This window comes from Shewanella cutis (assembly GCF_022410515.1).
GTDB lineage: Bacteria > Pseudomonadota > Gammaproteobacteria > Enterobacterales > Shewanellaceae > Shewanella > Shewanella cutis.
In genome coordinates, this window is record NZ_JACSDI010000013.1 from 56767 (window position 1) to 75849 (window position 19083).

General features: G+C 44.3%; 12 protein-coding genes. 7 read left to right on the forward strand and 5 right to left on the reverse strand.

What is annotated here, in order from left to right; all coding sequences use genetic code 11:
• Positions 1-119 precede the first annotated feature (119 nt).
• Together H9J30_RS15745 and H9J30_RS15750 are read left to right on the forward strand one after the other, a co-directional pair.
• Positions 120-1118 (forward strand): TDT family transporter, encoded by a 999-nt coding sequence (locus tag H9J30_RS15745; RefSeq protein ID WP_240131843.1) that lies wholly within the window; start codon positions 120-122, stop codon positions 1116-1118.
• A gap of 666 nt (positions 1119-1784) precedes the next feature.
• Complete coding sequence (locus tag H9J30_RS15750) at positions 1785-4439, forward strand: TonB-dependent receptor plug domain-containing protein (protein WP_240131844.1); 2655 nt, start codon at positions 1785-1787, stop codon at positions 4437-4439.
• 94 nt (positions 4440-4533) lie between these two features.
• Here the strand turns inward: H9J30_RS15750 and yfcC are convergent, their stop codons facing one another.
• Together yfcC and focA are read right to left on the reverse strand one after the other, a co-directional pair.
• Entirely contained in the window at positions 4534-6105 is a 1572-nt protein-coding gene (yfcC, locus tag H9J30_RS15755; protein WP_240131845.1) for a putative basic amino acid antiporter YfcC, read from the reverse strand.
• A 186-nt stretch (positions 6106-6291) separates the two neighbouring features.
• Positions 6292-7266, reverse strand: a complete 975-nt coding sequence (focA, locus tag H9J30_RS15760; RefSeq protein WP_240131846.1) for a formate transporter FocA — start codon at positions 7264-7266, stop codon at positions 6292-6294.
• 1042 nt (positions 7267-8308) lie between these two features.
• On the opposite strand from focA, the gene pflB reads away from it, so the two are divergent.
• On the forward strand, positions 8309-10591 hold the full coding sequence (gene pflB / locus H9J30_RS15765) for a formate C-acetyltransferase (RefSeq protein WP_240131847.1): 2283 nt from the start codon (positions 8309-8311) through the stop codon (positions 10589-10591).
• A gap of 63 nt (positions 10592-10654) precedes the next feature.
• A complete protein-coding gene (pflA, locus tag H9J30_RS15770) occupies positions 10655-11395 on the forward strand; it encodes a pyruvate formate lyase 1-activating protein (RefSeq protein WP_240131848.1) in 741 nt (246 codons plus the stop codon).
• A 16-nt stretch (positions 11396-11411) separates the two neighbouring features.
• Here pflA and yfbV read toward each other — a convergent pair whose 3' ends face one another.
• Positions 11412-11855: a terminus macrodomain insulation protein YfbV gene (gene yfbV, locus H9J30_RS15775; protein WP_240131849.1), complete on the reverse strand. Its 444-nt coding sequence runs from the start codon at positions 11853-11855 to the stop codon at positions 11412-11414.
• A 140-nt stretch (positions 11856-11995) separates the two neighbouring features.
• On the opposite strand from yfbV, the gene ackA reads away from it, so the two are divergent.
• The 3 genes from ackA to H9J30_RS15790 all read left to right on the forward strand — a co-directional run bounded on the left by ackA (position 11996) and on the right by H9J30_RS15790 (position 16366).
• Complete coding sequence (ackA, locus tag H9J30_RS15780; protein ID WP_240131850.1) at positions 11996-13195, forward strand: acetate kinase; 1200 nt, start codon at positions 11996-11998, stop codon at positions 13193-13195.
• A 121-nt stretch (positions 13196-13316) separates the two neighbouring features.
• Positions 13317-15470, forward strand: a complete 2154-nt coding sequence (pta, locus tag H9J30_RS15785) for a phosphate acetyltransferase (RefSeq protein WP_240131851.1) — start codon at positions 13317-13319, stop codon at positions 15468-15470.
• 461 nt (positions 15471-15931) lie between these two features.
• On the forward strand, positions 15932-16366 hold the full coding sequence (locus tag H9J30_RS15790) for a hypothetical protein (protein WP_240131852.1): 435 nt from the start codon (positions 15932-15934) through the stop codon (positions 16364-16366).
• Between the two features lie 596 nt (positions 16367-16962).
• Here the strand turns inward: H9J30_RS15790 and H9J30_RS15795 are convergent.
• Positions 16963-17874 (reverse strand): class I SAM-dependent methyltransferase, encoded by a 912-nt coding sequence (locus H9J30_RS15795; protein WP_240131853.1) that lies wholly within the window; start codon positions 17872-17874, stop codon positions 16963-16965.
• A 6-nt stretch (positions 17875-17880) separates the two neighbouring features.
• Complete coding sequence (locus H9J30_RS15800) at positions 17881-18987, reverse strand: AI-2E family transporter (RefSeq protein WP_240131854.1); 1107 nt, start codon at positions 18985-18987, stop codon at positions 17881-17883.
• Positions 18988-19083 lie beyond the last annotated feature (96 nt).

Here is a 19083-nt window from a genome sequence, read left to right on the forward strand (position 1 = left end):
ATATTTTTTGAATTTTCAAATAAATTTAATCAATTTTATTTACTTCAGCCTTAATCATACACTGAGATTATCAAATAGGCTCTCTATCAAACGAATATCAGTATTGAGAGGTAAGTAAAATGACTTCAAAACGTAAACGTTGGACCGCACAGGCCGCAAAATTACCAAGCCCCATGGGAGGGCTTGCCCTTGCTATCGCAAGCTTGGGTTGGACCTGGGAAAGTGTGATGCCTTCATTGAACGGCTGGGGTCAATTAACCGGTGCAATGATTGCCTCAGCCCTGCTACTGATGCTTACAGGTAAGTTTTTACTGCATCCCACAGTGCTCAAAAACGAACTTAGCCATCCCGTCGTCGGCAGCGTAATACCGACCTTTGCCATGGCATTAATGGTGGTATCTAACCTGCTTGGCCACTATTTCCCCCATGCAGGATTAGCTCTTTGGTTAGGTGCAATTGCAATTCATGCCGTATTTTTAGGCGCTTTTATCTACTACCGTGCTATCGACTTTAAACTCGAACATATGGTGCCTAGCTGGTTCGTGCCACCGATTGGCATTATAGTCGCAGCCGTTTCTTTCCCTAGTAATGGTGAGCCTTGGTTAGTTAACACGATTTTAGCCTTCGGCATGCTCGCCTATTTAGTCATGCTGCCACTGATGCTCTATCGCTTGATCTTCTGTCAGGCAATTCCTGATGCGGCTAAACCTACTATTGCAATCCTAGCGGCCCCCGCAAGTTTATCCCTTGCTGGCTATCTCACCGTATGTGAGCAACCATCCATAGCCTTAGTGGCGGTATTAGCAAGCATCGCGATTCTGATGACCAGCGTCATCTATCTCGCCTTTTTCAATCTACTTAAATTACCCTTTAGCCCAGGTTATGCGGCTTTTACCTTCCCAATGGTGATTGGCGCAACAGCGCTCTTTAAAACCGCCCACTGGCTTGAGCAATTTAGTCAAATGGCTGAACTAACTGAATGGGTAAGATTGTTGGCAGATTTTGAACTCGGTGTAGCCACTATCGTAGTTGCCTATGTAGCACTTCGTTATCTAACACACTATGTACCAAGCCCAGTTGAAAATATTGGAAGCACTACCAGTGTTCAGCTTAAATAATGAGTATAAAATTCTGTAAAACTCATTAAATTGCTTAATGTTAAAATTAAACAACACATCATCCAGAAGAAGGAGTGAATTTATATTCACTCCTTCTTTTATTCAAATTAAACACCAAAAAGCTTTCTGAGTAACTTTTAACCTTAACCTAGTAACATCAAGAAAAACTTATATTTCAATCGAGCTTGTTATGCATAAAAAATAGCCGATACGTTAATTTACGAAACAGCAAAAAAATCATTTTACATCAATCACCTGACTAAAACCCTTCTGCCATATACAGCATAAAAGGCTGTAAGATAAAACTGCTCAAATTAAATTTAGATATACTAAAATTTTGATTATATTTTTTTACAAACTGTTTCAATTTTACAAAATTAAAACATTTAAATAACTTTTAATTAAAGAGTGAGCTATTTTTATTGGCAATCTCGATTCAATACCACCTCAACCACCTCGTTAGTACATAAATAAAACCCACAACTAACAATCCATTAACAAATTAACATTACATCTCGCAACCATTATAATTTTTAACTGTTGCACTTGTTATTTTCTTGTGGTTATATCTGTCCACAATTAAATATGATCATTATTTCTTACAATGTTCTGTATTTAATTAGAATAACAACTAAACAAATAACAAGTGTGTTAAGGGAGAAAGATATGCGTACTAATTCAACATTAGCCAAAGCAGTTCGCTTTGCGTTAATTAGTGGTGCTGCAACAGCGGCTCTGTCTACAATGTCAGTTTTTGCTGCTGAAGAAGATAACGCTAAGGTTGAACGTATTGAAGTGACTGGTTCTCGTATTCAGAGAACGGATATGGAATCAGCACTACCAGTGACAGTATTGTCAGCGGAAGATATTGCTAAGACTGGTTTAAGCGATGTATCAGCAGTTTTAGCGCAAATGCCATTTAACACGGCGGGTAGTTTCATTAGTGACGCTGGTAGCTCTGCGAGTAACCATGCAAGTTCAGGTATGCGTGGCTTAGGTTCAAACCGCACCTTAACGCTCATTAACGGACGTCGAATTGCACCATCAGCAACTTTTGGTGGCGATGCAACCAACCTCAATTTAATTCCAATGGATGCTATTGAGCGTATCGAAATATTACGTGACGGAGCATCTGCAGTTTACGGTTCAGATGCTATCGGTGGTGTGATTAACATTATTCTCAAGAAAACCTTCGATGGTTTAGCATTTGACGCAAAATTTGGTAATCCAACTCAAGGTGGTAGAGACGAAAAATCAGCCTCTGTCACTTTTGGTAATACCAGCGATAAAAGCAGCAGCTTAGTGATCATCGAACACAAGCAATTTGATCCACTCGAAGGTGGTCAGCGTCCTCATTTAACGGCTAATTGGGACGAAAAATACGGTCGCAGTGCTTTATATGCACCTGAAGGCACATATCGTCCAGTTGCATCTCGCCCTGTAAAAAACGCAGATGGTACTTTCGGCACGCCAGTTTACACAGGATTACAGGTTCCAGGTAAAGATTGTCCTGCGGATCGCATCGTCACCAGCAAAGCAGGTTCGGCTTGTGGCTTTAATCAGTTTGATGGAACTGATTATTTACCCGATCAAACTAAAGACTCTGTCTTCTCAAATATGACTTATCGTATTACTGATGAATTAGAGTGGTTTGGTCAAGCGATTGTTATGCGTGATAAGTCCATCACGTCTTCTACCGCGCTATGGACACCTAACCTGTACATAGCCGCAAATAACCCATTAAACCCAACGTTTGGCACAGCTAATGCGTCAGAAGTTCAAGCTTACCATCGATTGAAAGGCGTAGCAGACCGTTCAACCGAATTCGACTCAAATGTAGTTGACGTTGTAACGGGTCTAAACCTTGAGTTAGATGCAGGCTCTCTGAGCTGGTATGTACAATACTCAGATCAAATCGTGAATATTGAAACTGACTCTTATGTATTCGAAGATAAGCTGCAAGAAGCGGTTGATAAAGGTTTGTATAACCCATTCGTTGAAGGTGGTAATGCGACCCAAGCCACTTTAGACACGTTCTTACACACAGCAACTCGTAAAGCAACCTCGAATACAACTGGGACAGGTTTGTCATGGGCAGCGCTTGCACCTATTTCCTTACCCGGTGGTGATTTAGGTTATGCTGTTGGTATGGAATACCAAAAAATTGAATACAAAGATACCCGTGATGCGCAACAAGCAGCAGGTAACGTATTAGGTACTTACGGTGGTGATTCTGCAGGCGATAGAAGCTACAAAGCCGCGTTTGTTGAAATAGAACTACCAGTATTAGACAATCTAAATGTGAAACTAGCAAGCCGTTACGACCAGTATAGCTTGCCAGATGTAGGACAGCTTTCTAACTCTGTTAACGTTCGCTACGAAGCCTTAGATAACCTTGTATTACGTGCATCTTATGGTCAAGGTTTTAGAGCACCTTCACTGGATGATTTATTGGGCAAACCTGCTACCAGTTATGACAGAATTATTGATACTACCCTGTGCCAAAGTCTGCCAGCTGATCAGCAAAAAGGTAACCCTGCTTGTGAAGATAACCAATATCTACGTAAGAGTTCAGGTAATAAAGACCTAGAACCAGAAAAATCAGCTCAATACGCTTTCGGCGCAGTGTGGAATATTACTGAGAATATCGATTTCGTTGTTGATTACTACAACATTGAAATCACTGATCAAGTAAGCTACATCGGTGCACAAACTATCGTTGACTTAGAAGCAATTGGTGGCTTAGGTGCCTATGACCCTAAATACATCTATGTTAAACGTAAAGCTGATGGCACTATCGATGAGATTGGTGCAGGCAACATCAACATGGATGGCGTACAAACATCAGGTCTTGACGTATCTTTCACATCAAACTTCGATTTAGGGGAAATTGGTACATTTAAGTTTGCAGTTGAAGGCACTTATGCTCTGGAATACACCGAGCAGGCAAGCCCAATTGCTAAACGTTATGATGTGTTAGGCACTAAAGGGTACCCGCCACTACGTTTCAACACTACATTTAGCTATGCAATTGATGACTTCTCGACATCTTTGATTGCTAAGTACATTGATTCTTACGATGGTGAAACACCTCAACAACAAGAAGTTGGCACTAATAGACAAGACTTCTCATCTTTCACTACGTGGGATCTAACACTGAACTACGACTTTGACAGTTATGGAAAAGTGACTGTAGGTGCTCGTAACCTGTTTGATGCAATGCCAGCTGTTAACTACAGCTTAGGTTACCCAGGATACGATACCGATACCCACAATATCTTGGGTCGCGTAGTATTCGCAGGATACAAAGTTAAATTCTAATTTCCATCAAAACTCAAAAAACGGCATCCTCGGATGCCGTTTTTTTATGTCCAATTAAATCTCAACAGTGTCATTCCCAGATTTTAGCTGCGCTCTAGTTAAACCCTAAATAATGTGCCCCTACCACTAAAACACTTGATACCAACATCAGCAGCAACATAAAACGCCAAACAAATTTCAACCAGTTGCCCCAGTCAACACGGCATACCCCGAGAGTTGCCATCAAAGAGGCTGAAGTAGGCACAATAATATTGGTCAGCCCGTCACCTAATTGAAAAGCGAGTACAGCCACTTGCCGTGACACACCAACGATGTCCGACAATGGTGCCATCAGCGGCATAGTCAGTGCTGCCTGCCCAGAACCTGAGGTCACAAAAAAATTAAACACTGATTGAAATAACAACATAAACCAGGCGGATAAGGCATCAGGCAAATGGCCAATTAGACCACCTGCACGATCAAGAATTGTATTCAATACACTTGGCTCTGTGGGCGAACCACCACCAAGTAAAAGTAAAATCCCCGAGGCACACCCTACTAACAGCGCGGGTTCCAACATAGTTTTAGCGCCTTCTTTAAAGCTAATGGCCACCTTGTTAAGGGTCAATCCATTGAGTTTAAATACGCAGCCAATTAAGCCCGCCACTATACCCATGGTAAAAAACTGACTGGCGATTTCAGGAATAAACCACGCATTGACTACTACCCCCCAAATTACCCACACCATAGTCAGCACTAGTAACACTAAAACCAGTAAATCGCCAAGATTAAAGCGACTTTCTAGTCTCGTATTGGCGTGATGCTCTCGAAAATAAGCATCGGACTGATAACTATGGGACAACCTGGGTTGCTGCTGAATACGATGGGCGTAACGCATGGTAAAGACTATCCCCAGCAAGGTGAATCCAAGCCACATAGGAAAGCGAAACTCACTACCAGAAAGTACTGGAATCCCTGCAATGCCCTGTGCTATCGCCACACTGAAGGGGTTCATCCAGGAACTGGCAAAACCAATTTGGGTCGCTACATAGGTCACCATCACAGTGGTAATGCCGTCATAACCCAAACGGATCATTAATGGGCAAATTATGATGGCAAAAGCAATTGCCTCTTCCCCCATACCAAACACCGCGCCGCCTAAGGAAAACAGCGTGAAGATCACCGGAATGAATAACTTTTCATTGCCGCGGGTTTTATCGATTAACTTTAAAATGCCGTTATCGATAGTCCCTGTGGCCATTACCACGCCAAAAGAGCCACCAATCACCAGCATAAACATGATCACGCCGATCGCACTGCCCCATTTAGAGCCTGAGCTTAAACCTTCAAATGCAAAGTTAAAAAAACCAACACCGCCCTCACCTTTGAATAGAGCAACAGGTTGTAGTTTCGGCTCACCCGATTCATCGAGTTGATAACTAAAGGAATTGGGATCAACTACAGTGCGCACTTTATCGACACCGTCAGCAAGATAATGAACTTCTTGTGTTTGAAACGAACCAATAGGAATAACGTAAGTCATTAATCCCGCAAGCAATGCCACAAAAAAGATGATCACTAAAGTATCAGGCATTTGAAATTGTGAAGAAGCAATGGGAGGTATTGAAGGTGCGTTAGCAGCCTGAGCGGCCTCTGTTGGCTGAGAGGTTGAAGGTAGAGTTGTCATAGATGCGCCATTTTTTATCCAACATAAAATGGCCGCACTATAAACTAAAGCACTGTAAACCAGTACATAATAACTTCATTTTCTTGCTTAAATACGCAAAATGCTTCCCGCAAAAATAAAACAACAATGCCCAGTGAAACTGGGCATTGAAGAAACACGAGGCTGTTAACGTGAGATGAGCAGTCGCTATTTACTCTCTTGGCTTTTTTTCACCTTTTCAGTATGCAATGGTGACGCAAAAAAATGGGGGTGATGGGATTTTTGCGGATCGGGTAAAGCAATTTGCCCCTGCTCAATCCACCAATAACCAAGCCCGACGATCACCCCGCCGCCGACAATATTCCCTAAAGTCACCGGAATTAAGTTATTGAATACAAAGTTTTTTACCGTTAAATCGGCAAATTGTTCTTGGGTAACACCCAAGGAGGCAAAAAATTCCGGACTAGCAACCGACTGAATGGTGATCCCAAACGGCACCATAAACAGGTTTGCAATACTGTGTTCAAAGCCACTACTGACAAACATGGCCACAGGTAGGATCAATAAAATCGCTTTGGTTAGCGATTCTCGACTAGCAAAGGTCATCCAAATACCAAGGCAAACCAGCATGTTACATAAAATACCTAAGCTAAATGCCTGTATCCAAGTATGGTGCAGTTTATGCTGAGCCACTTTCAATGCATTTAAGCCCCAATTACCACCATCGAGTTCGTATAACCCCGCAGCCATAATTAAGCCCACCATCAACATAGCGCCAACAAAGTTACCCAGATAAACTCGCGTCCAGCATTTGAGCAACTCACTGGTGGTCACTTGTTTTTGCGCCCAAGCTACGCTGCTTAAGACTGAGCTGGTAAACAACTCTCCGCCGCAAATCACCACTAAAATTAACCCTAAGCTAAAGGCTATCCCGCCCACAAGACGTACTAAACCCCATGCGCTATCACCCGCGCCGGTCGTTACCGTCAGGTAAAACACAAAAGCTAAGGCAATAAAGGCGCCTGCAAACACCGCTAGACCAAAGGATTGCCAAGGTGCTTTAACGACTTTACTTTTGCCATAAATTTCAGCTTGATGATAACAGCTAAAGTGTGAAGAAACCTGCACTGACTCATGGCCATTCGCCGACGCCTGTGAGGCGTTAGAGTGTGAGTCTTTCATAACTAAACTCCTAAACCAGATAAACGAACGCGAATTTGCAACATAGGTCTCTCCTGCTACAGCGCCAAAGCGCAAATCAAACCAACCAAAACATCCATTATGACGCACTAACTAATGTACATACATTATGATTTGCTTAAATGATGACTCACTAAAGTCACGCTTTGTAACATATAAAGCTTACTAGCCGTGATGCAGAGTTAACTAAAGCGTGATGCTATTCACAGGGAAAATGTAAAACTTTTGAAGCTGCAAACACAACAGGTTAATTGGTCATACCAATTTTTAGCAAGGTAAAGCCTGTTAAAATATCGTCGTTCCATGCCAGTTTTACCAAAAGATGAAACAGATTTAACTTAGTTTTACCTCGGTATACCGCTAAATATCAGCTTTTTTATATGAAAGTTTTTTGACTACAGCTAAAGCGTTTATTGCCTAACTCCTTCCTAAAACTATTTAACGCATAAGGAAAACATACTCCCTCATGGATCGACTGTTACCACTTGCTACACTGTAAATAACGCCTCTGTAATAAAGACAAGCGTTGCATGTTGAGCTGAAACAAAAGGAACGATGAAAATCATTCGATACGATGATAGCTTTCCTGAGTTAAAAGCGCGAAAGTCTAGTTAATAGCGCATCATGTTGCTGCCCGAATATCAGCAACAAAAGCGTGCTTTAATCCTTATTGTGCTAAAAAAATGCTACCTCGCTAGCAAATTTAAGATCAACTGGGCACAAACTCGCCCGTTTAAGATGCGAGACAGTAAGAGCTATGTTAATATGCTCATGGATAATTGGTCTTACCAATTTATAAAAGAGTTATCGATAACCGATAATCCACGTTAAACGAATAGTTGTCATCTTATCGGGTATCAATAGACAGACACTTGGCGTGATGTATATCCCCAAGTTCCAGTTCCCATCATAGGGCGTCATATTGAAGGGAGCTTTAATCAGGAATTAGCGATTGGCCTATACTCAACATGGTTTGCCCCATGAGCGCCAATGACCTTTATCTCAACCAAAAGGTATTAGTACGATGACCGACAAAACTGAACTGTTTGCCAACGCATGGGAAGGTTTTACCCCTGGTGATTGGAAATCTGAAGTCAATGTACGTGACTTTATTCAACAAAACTACGCTCCCTATGAAGGTGACGAGTCATTCCTAGCCGGTGCCACCGACGCCACAACCCAGTTGTGGGATAAAGTGATGGAAGGCATCAAGCAAGAAAACCGTACCCACGCGCCAGTTGATTTCGATACTAAGATGGTTTCAACCATCACTTCCCACGACGCGGGTTATATCAATAAAGATTTAGAAACTATCGTTGGTTTACAAACTGATGCGCCGCTCAAACGCGCTATGTTGCCTAACGGTGGTATTCGTATGGTGGAAAGCTCATGCGCCGCCTATGATCGCGTGCTGGATGAAGATGTTAAATACATTTATTCAGAACTGCGTAAAACCCACAACCAAGGCGTATTCGACGTCTATACCCCAGAAATCATGGCCTGCCGTAAATCCGGTGTATTAACCGGTTTACCCGATGCCTATGGCCGTGGCCGTATCATTGGTGACTATCGCCGTGTTGCACTTTACGGTATCGACTTCTTAATGAAGGATAAATTCGCTCAATTCAGCTCACTGCAAGCGCAGTTCGAAGCGGGTGAAGATTTGTCTAACGTTATCCAACTACGTGAAGAAATTGCTGAGCAGCACCGTGCATTGGGCCAAATGAAGAAAATGGCCGCTAAATACGGTTTCGATATTTCTCGCCCAGCAACCAATGCTAAAGAAGCAATCCAGTGGACTTACTTCGGCTACTTAGCCGCAGTGAAGAGCCAAAACGGCGCCGCAATGTCTTTAGGCCGTACTTCTTCATTCCTTGATATCTATATCGAACGCGATCTGAAAAACGGCGTCATCACTGAGCAACAAGCTCAAGAAATGATTGACCATTTCGTGATGAAACTGCGTATGGTGCGTTTCCTACGTACTCCAGAATACGATGAGTTATTCTCAGGCGATCCAATTTGGGCAACGGAGTCTATCGGCGGTATGGGCTTAGATGGCCGTACACTGGTGACCAAATCAAGCTTCCGTTTCTTGAACACGCTATACACCATGGGCCCTAGCCCTGAGCCAAACATCACGGTACTTTGGTCTGAAAAATTGCCAGTAGGCTTTAAAAAGTACTGCGCAAAAGTGTCTATCGACACCAGCTCAATCCAGTACGAAAACGACGACTTAATGCGTCCAGATTTTCAATCCGACGATTATGCGATCGCTTGCTGCGTGAGCCCAATGGTTGTGGGCAAGCATATGCAATTTTTTGGTGCCCGTGCCAACCTTGCCAAAACCATGTTGTACGCGATTAACGGCGGTGTGGACGAAAAACTGAAGATCCAAATCGCACCCAAAGCGGACCCAATCACTGACGAAGTACTGAACTTTGATGATGTGATGAATCGCTTAGACGGTTTAATGGATTGGTTAGCGACTCAATACGTCACAGCCCTAAACGCCATTCACTACATGCACGACAAGTACTCCTATGAAGCTTCGCTAATGGCGCTGCACGACAGAGACGTTCGTCGTACTATGGCTTGCGGTATTGCTGGACTTTCAATCGCAGCCGACTCACTGTCTGCTATCAAGTATGCTCAAGTTAAACCTGTACGTGACGAAAACGGCATCGCTGTTGACTTTGAGATCACTGGTGACTATCCAAAATTTGGTAACAACGACCCACGCGTTGACGATATCGCCTGTGACTTAGTTGAACGTTTTATGGCGAAAATTCGCGACCGTAAAATGTACCGCAACGCGATTCCAACTCAGTCAATTCTCACCATCACTTCAAACGTGGTTTATGGTAAGAAAACCGGTAACACGCCTGATGGTCGCCGTTCAGGTGCACCATTTGCACCGGGTGCAAACCCAATGCATGGCCGTGATGAAAAAGGTGCAATCGCCTCGTTAACCTCAGTGGCTAAACTGCCTTTCGCCCACGCACAGGACGGTATCTCTTACACCTTCTCCATCGTGCCAAATGCATTAGGTAAAGATGAAGATGGTCGTCGCACTAACTTAGCGGCACTGATGGACGGATATTTTGCCCATAACGAAGGACACGAAGGCGGTCAACACTTGAACGTCAACGTGATGAACCGTGAAATGCTTGAGGATGCGGTAGTCAATCCAGACAAGTATCCACAACTGACCATCCGTGTTTCTGGTTATGCAGTGCGCTTCAACTCACTGACTCCAGAACAGCAGCAAGATGTGATCACGCGTACATTCACAAAAGGTCTGTAAGCTAAATTAGGTAAGGCTGTAGTACAATGTGCTACAGCCTCACTTATTTCAACAGGAGTCACAATGGCAGTTACCGGTCGGATCCACTCAGTGGAATCCTTTGGCACAGTGGATGGTCCAGGCATACGGTTTATCACCTTTATGCAGGGCTGTTTAATGCGCTGTCAGTATTGCCACAACCGTGATACCTGGGATCTCGATGGCGGTAAGGAAGTGCAAGTTGATGAGTTAATGAGCCAAATTATTAGCTATCGCCCCTTCCTTGATGCCAGCAATGGCGGTGTTACTGCCAGCGGTGGTGAAGCCATTTTACAAGCTGAGTTTGTCGCCGAACTGTTTAAGGCCTGTAAAAAAGAAGGCATTCATACCTGTTTAGATACCAATGGCTTTGTGCGTAAGTATACGCCTGTGATTGATGAGCTACTTGATCATACTGATCTCGTTCTGCTCGATATTAAACAGATGAATGACGATAAACACATTGAACTGACCAAGGTTAGCAACCACAGAACGCTGCAATTTGCCGAGTACCTCGCCAAACGCAATCAGCCAACTTGGATACGTTATGTGGTCGTGGGTGGATTTACCGATGATGAAGCCTCGGCATTACAACTGGCCGAATTTATCAAACCCATGAAGAATATTGAAAAAGTAGAACTCCTGCCCTACCACGAGCTTGGTAAACACAAGTGGGAAGCGATGGGAGAAAGCTATCAACTCGACGGTGTCGCGCCTCCCAGCCGCGAAACCATGGAAAAAATTAAAGCCGTATTTAGCTCTCAAGGCATTAATGCGGTGTACTAAGAGGCCAAGGGAGATCTTAAAGCTCCTCCCAATAACTGGCATCTAAGCGCTCAAAGGCTATTTTTAAGATCTGCGCCATATCAAGGTAACATGCCTTAGCGCCCAAGGATTGGCAATGAACGCCCATGGCAGTCAATTTCGCACTCAACTGATTACTCCAGTCGAAGAGCGATAACGGTAATGGATGGCGAGCACGCCAACCTAACCATAACAAGCCCTGCAACGGCAGGCTAATAAAAAACAATGCAATCGTGAGTGCTTGAGGTAAAAAGTCCCAGCCATAGGTATAGAGCTGGCTCACACTCGCCAATACCGCCAGTACTGGCATCACCAGAATGGCAAGCTGAGTGGCGCGTACCACCCGATACTCAGGAAAATACAAACCCAGTTGTCTAACCATAGGCCACGTCTTCATATAACGACGACCATCACCTAAGGTTTTGAGAATATTGATGCTCAATTTTAGACACCTACAACAGAGGAACACTGCTTTTACCATAGCACAATCTGGCACAGCGCCCCAAGACTGTGATGGCAAATACTCCAGTGTTTCCATGAATTCGAATCATTAACTTAAACACAATGGCAAAAGGTTTAAACATGTCTAATAAACTGGTTTTAGTACTCAATTGCGGTAGTTCTTCACTCAAATTTGCCGTCATTGACGCGCAAACAGGTGACGATCAGATCTCTGGCCTAGCCGAGTGTTTTGGCTTAGAAGACTCACGCATCAAATGGAAAATCAACGGCGAAAAGCATGAGTCCTCTTTAGGTGCGTTCACCGCTCACCGTGAAGCCGTTGAATTTATCGTCAATAAAATACTCGCAGGTCAACCTGAATTAGCGGCGCAAATTCAGGCCGTTGGACACCGTATCGTACACGGTGGTGAAAAATTCACTCGTTCAGTGATTATCGACGAGCACGTGATTAAAGGCATTGAAGAGTGCTCATCCCTGGCGCCACTGCATAATCCTGCACACCTTATCGGTATTCGCGCGGCAATGGCTTCTTTCCCTAAACTGCCACAAGTCGCCGTGTTTGATACCGCATTCCACCAAAGTATGCCGGAAAGATCCTTTATCTATGCCCTGCCTTACAAACTATACCGCGAACATGGTATCCGCCGTTATGGTATGCACGGTACTAGCCACCTGTTTGTCAGCCGCGAAGCTGCAAAAGTGCTGAACAAACCCTTGGCTGAAACCAATGTGATCTGTGCGCATTTAGGCAACGGTGCCTCTGTGACTGCGGTTAAAGGCGGTAAGAGTGTTGACACTTCAATGGGGCTAACCCCGCTAGAAGGCTTAGTCATGGGCACACGCTGTGGTGATATCGACCCATCGATCATCTACCACTTAGTACACCAACTCGGTTACACGCTTGAAGAAGTCAACAACCTGATGAACAAACAAAGTGGTCTACTGGGGATTTCTGAACTGACTAACGATTGTCGCGGCATCGAAGAAGGTTATGCCGATGGCCACAAGGGCGCGACCTTAGCACTGGAGATTTTCTGCTACCGTCTGGCGAAATACATTGCTTCTTATACTGTGCCACTCGGTCGTTTAGATGCGGTGGTCTTTACTGGCGGTATTGGCGAAAACTCCGATATCATCCGTGAAAAAGTGCTCAACATGCTGCAAATCTTCAATTTCCATGTTGATAGCGAGCGCAACAAAGCGGCCCGCTTCGGTAAAAAAGGCATTATTACCGCAGACAACAGCACTGTCGCGATGGTCATCCCAACGAATGAAGAATGGGTTATCGCTGAAGATTCGATTAAACTCATTAGTAAATAATAAGACTCATTAAGCCGTTTGCGTCGTCAAACGGCTTTATTATTAGTGACCTACAACTAAACAAACACAAGCAAATCCGCAGAGACTACTCTGCCAAAAACCATCGAACTTAGAGGTTTTTATGTCTCGAAATATTATGTTAATCCCCATAGGTACAGGAGTCGGCCTGACCTCCTTAAGCCTTGGTATGGTGCGCGCCTTAGAGCGCCACGGAGTGAAAGTCCAATTCTTCAAGCCTATTTCACAACTTCGTCCGAATGACAACGGCCCTGAACGCTCAACCACGATTTTAAGCAAATCGCCAACGGTTAATCCGTTAGAGCCCTTCGATATGGCCCATGCCGAAGCATTGATCCGCGCCGATCAAACCGATGTGCTGATGGAGCAAATCATTGCGCGCGCCGCAGAATGCGCCAGTAACACCGAAACTCTTATCGTTGAAGGTTTAGTGCCAACACGTAACCATCCCTTCGCCGATGACGTTAACTACGCTATCGCTAAAGCCATGGATGCCGATGTCATTTTTATTGCCACGCCAGGCAGCGATACCCCAACAGGGCTAATGAACCGCCTCGAAATCGCCTACAACTCTTGGGGTGGCAAGAATAATAAACGTTTGATTGGTGCCGTGATCAACAAGATTGGTGCGCCGGTTGATGATGAGGGCCGCGCCCGCCCAGACTTATCAGAAGTGTTTGATCATCAAGGTGTACAACGTTCTGATGCCTCTATCATGTTCCAACTGCCGGGTAAGAGCCCGCTGCGTATTCTAGGTAGCGTACCTTACAACCTAGACTTAGTCGCTCCACGCGCCTCTGATTTAGCTAAACACTTACGCGCGCGGATTCTTAACGCCGGAGAGATGAATATTCGCCGTTTGCGTAAAGTGACCTTCTGTGCTCGCAGCTTACCTAATATGGTCAACCATATTAAGACAGACTCTTTACTGGTGACTTCTGGCGATCGATCCGATGTGATTGTGTCAGCGTGTCTTGCCGCGATGAATGGCGTGAAGATTGGTGCCCTGCTGCTTACTGGCAGTTACGAGCCTGAGCCTGAAATTCTTAAACTGTGTGAGCAAGCTTTTGAGACGGGTTTACCGGTTTTCCTGATTGATACCAACACTTGGCAGACCTCCTTAAATATCCAACGCTTCGACCATGAAGTGCCAGTCGATGATGCGGTACGTATCGATTTAGTACAGGAATATGTCGCCAGCCATATTGACCAAACCTGGGTTGAGAGCGTCACAAAAAATTCACCACGTGAACATCGCCTGTCTCCACCAGCATTCCGTTACAAGCTGACCGAACTTGCGCGGGCTGCCCACAAAACCGTGGTACTGCCAGAGGGTGATGAGCCACGTACCATCAAAGCCGCAGCCATTTGTGCAGAACGAGGTATCGCGCGTTGCGTGCTCTTAGGTAAAAAAGATGAAATTCTGCGTATAGCGGCTCAGCAAGACGTCGTACTGGGTGAAGGCGTCGTCATTATCGATCCAGATGAAGTACGCGATCGCTATGTAGAGCCAATGCTGGATCTACGCCGCAGCAAGGGCTTAACCGAAGTCGTTGCCAAAGAGCAGTTAGAAGACAACATGGTGCTAGGCACTATGATGCTGGCACAAGACGAAGTCGATGGCATTGTTTCTGGCGCGGTTAACACCACAGCCAACACCATCCGTCCACCGCTACAACTGATCAAAACCGCCCCAGGTTCGAGCCTTGTTTCTTCCATCTTCTTTATGTTGATGCCGGATCAAGTACTGGTGTACGGTGACTGTGCCATTAATCCAGACCCCAATGCCGAACAACTTGCCGATATCGCCATTCAATCAGCGGAATCAGCGAAAGCCTTTGGTATCGAACCAAGAGTGGCAATGATCAGTTACTCAACAGGTAATTCAGGTACAGGCTCTGATGTCGATAAAGTGCGTGAAGCCACCCGTATCGCCAAAGAAAAACGTCCCGATCTTGTTATCGACGGCCCACTGCAATACGACGCCGCAGTGATGCCTAACGTGGCACGTTCTAAAGCGCCTAACAGCCCTGTAGCGGGTCAAGCCACAGTGTTTGTTTTCCCTGATCTCAACACGGGTAACACGACTTACAAGGCTGTTCAACGTAGTGCTGATTTGATTAGTATTGGCCCTATGTTGCAAGGCATGCGTAAACCTGTGAACGACTTATCCCGTGGCGCGTTAGTGGATGACATTGTCTACACTATCGCCCTCACGGCAATCCAAGCGTCACAAAACGATGCTAAGAAATCGTAGATTAAACTAACAACACGCAAGCCCAGCCGAAAAGCACTGACATGTTCAGTGCTTTTTTATTCCCTGGGGAAAATGGTCACAAAACGGACAGCATTAAACGCTTAAATTAATGCCTTAACCTAATAAAATGCTGTTTATGGAAATTAAATGCTGTGAATAGACTGGGTAATTTTAGTAAAATATCCACAAGTAAATGCGAGAATTAGTGCTTCACAGAAAGGTGTCACTTTTTAACCAGAAAATAAAGAAGCTAAATATCAAACACTTAAAAAGTATCCATCTAGTCTTCAACATACTTTTCCACAGATTCTGTGGATAACCTTAACGGTTAATCCTTTAAGATATGCCACAGTAACTAGATTTAAGTCAAGCCATTTTCGCCAGTCCTTACCACTATTACAAAACTTGAACATGGCCGCTAAAATCGAGATACTCATGTCAAATTCCGATAACTAAAAGCCATGAGAACCTTATTTTTTATTTCATTACTGTTTTTGTTTGGTTGTGGCGAACCTGCTAACACTGAACAACCCGTGTTGACTCCCGAAGAAGTCAGCCTGGGCTTTTTTAGCGCCATTTATGTTGACCGCAATGTCGAAAAAGCCAAGCAGTTTGTCAATGAGCCGCTCCAAGAAGTCTTAAGCCACTATCATATCGCCGCCGCAGTGCAGCGTAATATGCTCAGTCTTTCAATGACGAATGTCGAAATGGAAATTGATGATATTGATATCGACTTTTTCCGCAAGTTCACCAAGGACGTTATCGTTGTGGTCAAGATGAAGGGCTTAAAGGGTGGACAACCTTGGATTGATGACAGAACCATTCGCCTTCATAAAATAGCGAACAAATGGATTATTGTTGAGATCTTGCCTGAAAAACGTAAGGTCAATGGTTAACGGATTAATTCAATTTAATCAGTTTGATATTCGAGAGCAAATAAAAAAATAGCAACCCAAAGGTTGCTATTTTTCTGCTTGTATTTGTTACTTCCGACTCAGAATGAGTCTGTCAGCAATACGCTGACAGCACTTAGATCGCTTCTTCTTCGCTCTGCTCAGGTAAAGACGTCATCACGTCATCTTTTACTTGGTAGTAAGCGTTTTCGTATTCATGAACTTCCATAACAACTCCTGCTCGATTTTGTAAGGTCGCAAAGGCATGTCGTTCTATGCAGACATTTTGCCCATGAGGAAAGGGAATTTCCGTGGCGGCGAGTATACCAAAGCAAAACCAATAATTACAGAAAACTTTCAGTTTTGTTTATATTTAAGAGGTAAAGATTGACACTTACCCCTTAGGTAAGCCAAATACTGTACAGGCAAGTGAAAGACTTTCAGTTTGTATAGCAAAATCGGCTAATGAATTGTGCTTGATAAATAAAGCGTCTAGGAAGACGAGTGCAAACTGGTAGCCATTAACGGGGCGAAAAGGAAGTCGGTATGAAGATCATAAAGCTCATCAGGCCAGGAATTTGGCCTGATGACAACAGGGCTTATGCTTTTAAACGATAGCGCAGTACCTTTAATGATTTCTCCTGCGAGACATCTGCAAAGGCTGCAGGGTTAGGTAAACGTTCGAGGTATTCAAGCGCAGGAGCCGCCTCCTCAACCTGCTGACGCAAAAATTGAGTATCGAGTTCAGGCGCATTTAAACAGAGCAATACTTCGGCATTCTCGGCCAGCAACTCGGGTAAATGCCTGATCAGACGAACGTAATCCTTAGTTGCCACAAAACTGCCCTTTTGATTACTCGGTGGATCGGCAACTACGATGTCATAGGGGCCTAATTTACGTAATTTGCCCCACGATTTAAAAATATCGTGCCCTAAAAACCTCGCGCCAGCCGTAAAATCATTAAGCAGATGATTCTGCTTACCTATCGCTAACGCTCCTTTACTCATATCCATATTCACCACTTCATCAGCGCCGCCCTGTAGTGCGGCAACCGAAAAACCACAGGTATAAGCAAATAGATTTAGTATTTTCTTATGCCGTGCATTTCCTCTGACCCATTCACGACCATTGGCCATATCGAGAAACAAACCATGGTTTTGACCACGCAATAAATGCACCTGAAACTTGGCACTGTTTTCTGTCACGATATGCGGCTCAGGCACTTCGCCCGTCAGTAATTGGCTAAAGGTTTCACCACCACTGCGGTATTGATAGACCAAATTTAGCGGTCGATTTGGCTGTAAGGCTTGCCAACGCGCCGTAATTGCTTGTTGGCAATCGGCCAACTCGGTCTCAACAAGCGGAATGAAGCTAGTCAATAACAATACTGGCCCGAACCAATCTAGACAAAGATGTTCGCAACCAGCGTAATGTCCACCGCGGCCATGGAATAATCGAACCGCATCTTCACCGACCTCTATCGTCGCCAGTGCATCAATAAAACCCTGCATTATCTACTACTTATTATCAGTTGAATGTGTATCGACCTTATTCGTCGAGTCAAGTGTACTTGAAGATTGAACGACCAGTTTATCATCCACATCATCGGATAATAATATCGCTAACCAACTACCACTTTTACTAGATTCGAGGGCGATTTTGACCACCATAGTTAAGGGAACAGACAGTAACATACCGACGGAACCCAGTAACCATCCCCAAAAGATTAACGATAAAAAGACCACTAAGGTAGAAAGACCTAATCCTCGACCCATAAATTTAGGCTCAACCACATTACCCATTACCATGTTAGCGGCTATGTATAGCGCCGTCGTCCCACCAGCGGCCGCAGGGCCTAACTGAATAAAGGCTAACAATACGGCGGGAATAGCGGCAATAATCGACCCGATATTAGGAATGTAGTTGAATAAAAAAGCAATCACCGCCCAAAGTAGCGCATAATCCACGCCGATAAAGGCCAGTCCTACACCAACAATTAAACCCGTCGCTAAACTGACTAGGGTTTTGATCACCATATATTGATTCACAGATTGCAAGAAACGGTCAATCTGTTGCAGGCGCATATCAGGATCATCCAATGCCAAGTGCAATTTTTTCGGTATAGACGGCGCCTCAAATAACATAAAGACAATGGTCAAAATGATCAGGAATAAGTTCGCCATCACATTGCCTACACCCGACAGCATATTGGTGGTCATGGACAGCGCCATGCCGGGATCAAAATAGGCTAATACTTGCTCCTTGGAGATTTGAATATTGAGCGCCTGTAGCTTATGTAGTATCCAAGAAAATTGTTCGACTAGCTGATCTCGGTATTGGGGTAACTGCTTAGAAAACTCGTTAATTGAACTGCCCACCAAGGAAGCAAGCCATAATCCCATCAACACGATAAAACACATCAATAGGATCACCGCGAGCCATTTAGGCACACGATATTTAGTCATCAAGTCAATGGCCGGATTACATATCACCGCAATAAAACAGGATAAGACAAAGGGAACAACAATCGGGCTTGCGGCCTTTATTCCTGCCAAAATAATCACCACAAATGCCATGACTGCAAAACCTTTGTAGGCGGCAGTCGGCGTATTTGATCGTGTCATGGAGTAAAAATCCTTCTTGATCTTAGATAAAGTTGATAGGCTAGCCCAAGAAAAGTCTCAAACTCAATTACCTAAGTATTAGATAATAGATTTTCA

Excerpts from the sequence above, each read along its gene's own strand:
- H9J30_RS15750 (WP_240131844.1), top strand. The coding sequence starts at position 1,785 with ATGCGTACTAATTCAACATTAGCCAAAGCAGTTCGCTTTGCGTTAATT.
- yfcC (WP_240131845.1), bottom strand. The coding sequence starts at position 6,105 with ATGACAACTCTACCTTCAACCTCTCAGCCAACAGAGGCCGCTCAGGCT.
- ackA (WP_240131850.1), top strand. The coding sequence starts at position 11,996 with ATGTCTAATAAACTGGTTTTAGTACTCAATTGCGGTAGTTCTTCACTC.
- pta (WP_240131851.1), top strand. The coding sequence starts at position 13,317 with ATGTCTCGAAATATTATGTTAATCCCCATAGGTACAGGAGTCGGCCTG.
- pflA (WP_240131848.1), top strand. The coding sequence starts at position 10,655 with ATGGCAGTTACCGGTCGGATCCACTCAGTGGAATCCTTTGGCACAGTG.
- H9J30_RS15745 (WP_240131843.1), top strand. The coding sequence starts at position 120 with ATGACTTCAAAACGTAAACGTTGGACCGCACAGGCCGCAAAATTACCA.
- H9J30_RS15795 (WP_240131853.1), bottom strand. The coding sequence starts at position 17,874 with ATGCAGGGTTTTATTGATGCACTGGCGACGATAGAGGTCGGTGAAGAT.
- focA (WP_240131846.1), bottom strand. The coding sequence starts at position 7,266 with ATGAAAGACTCACACTCTAACGCCTCACAGGCGTCGGCGAATGGCCAT.
- pflB (WP_240131847.1), top strand. The coding sequence starts at position 8,309 with ATGACCGACAAAACTGAACTGTTTGCCAACGCATGGGAAGGTTTTACC.
- H9J30_RS15790 (WP_240131852.1), top strand. The coding sequence starts at position 15,932 with ATGAGAACCTTATTTTTTATTTCATTACTGTTTTTGTTTGGTTGTGGC.
- H9J30_RS15800 (WP_240131854.1), bottom strand. The coding sequence starts at position 18,987 with ATGACACGATCAAATACGCCGACTGCCGCCTACAAAGGTTTTGCAGTC.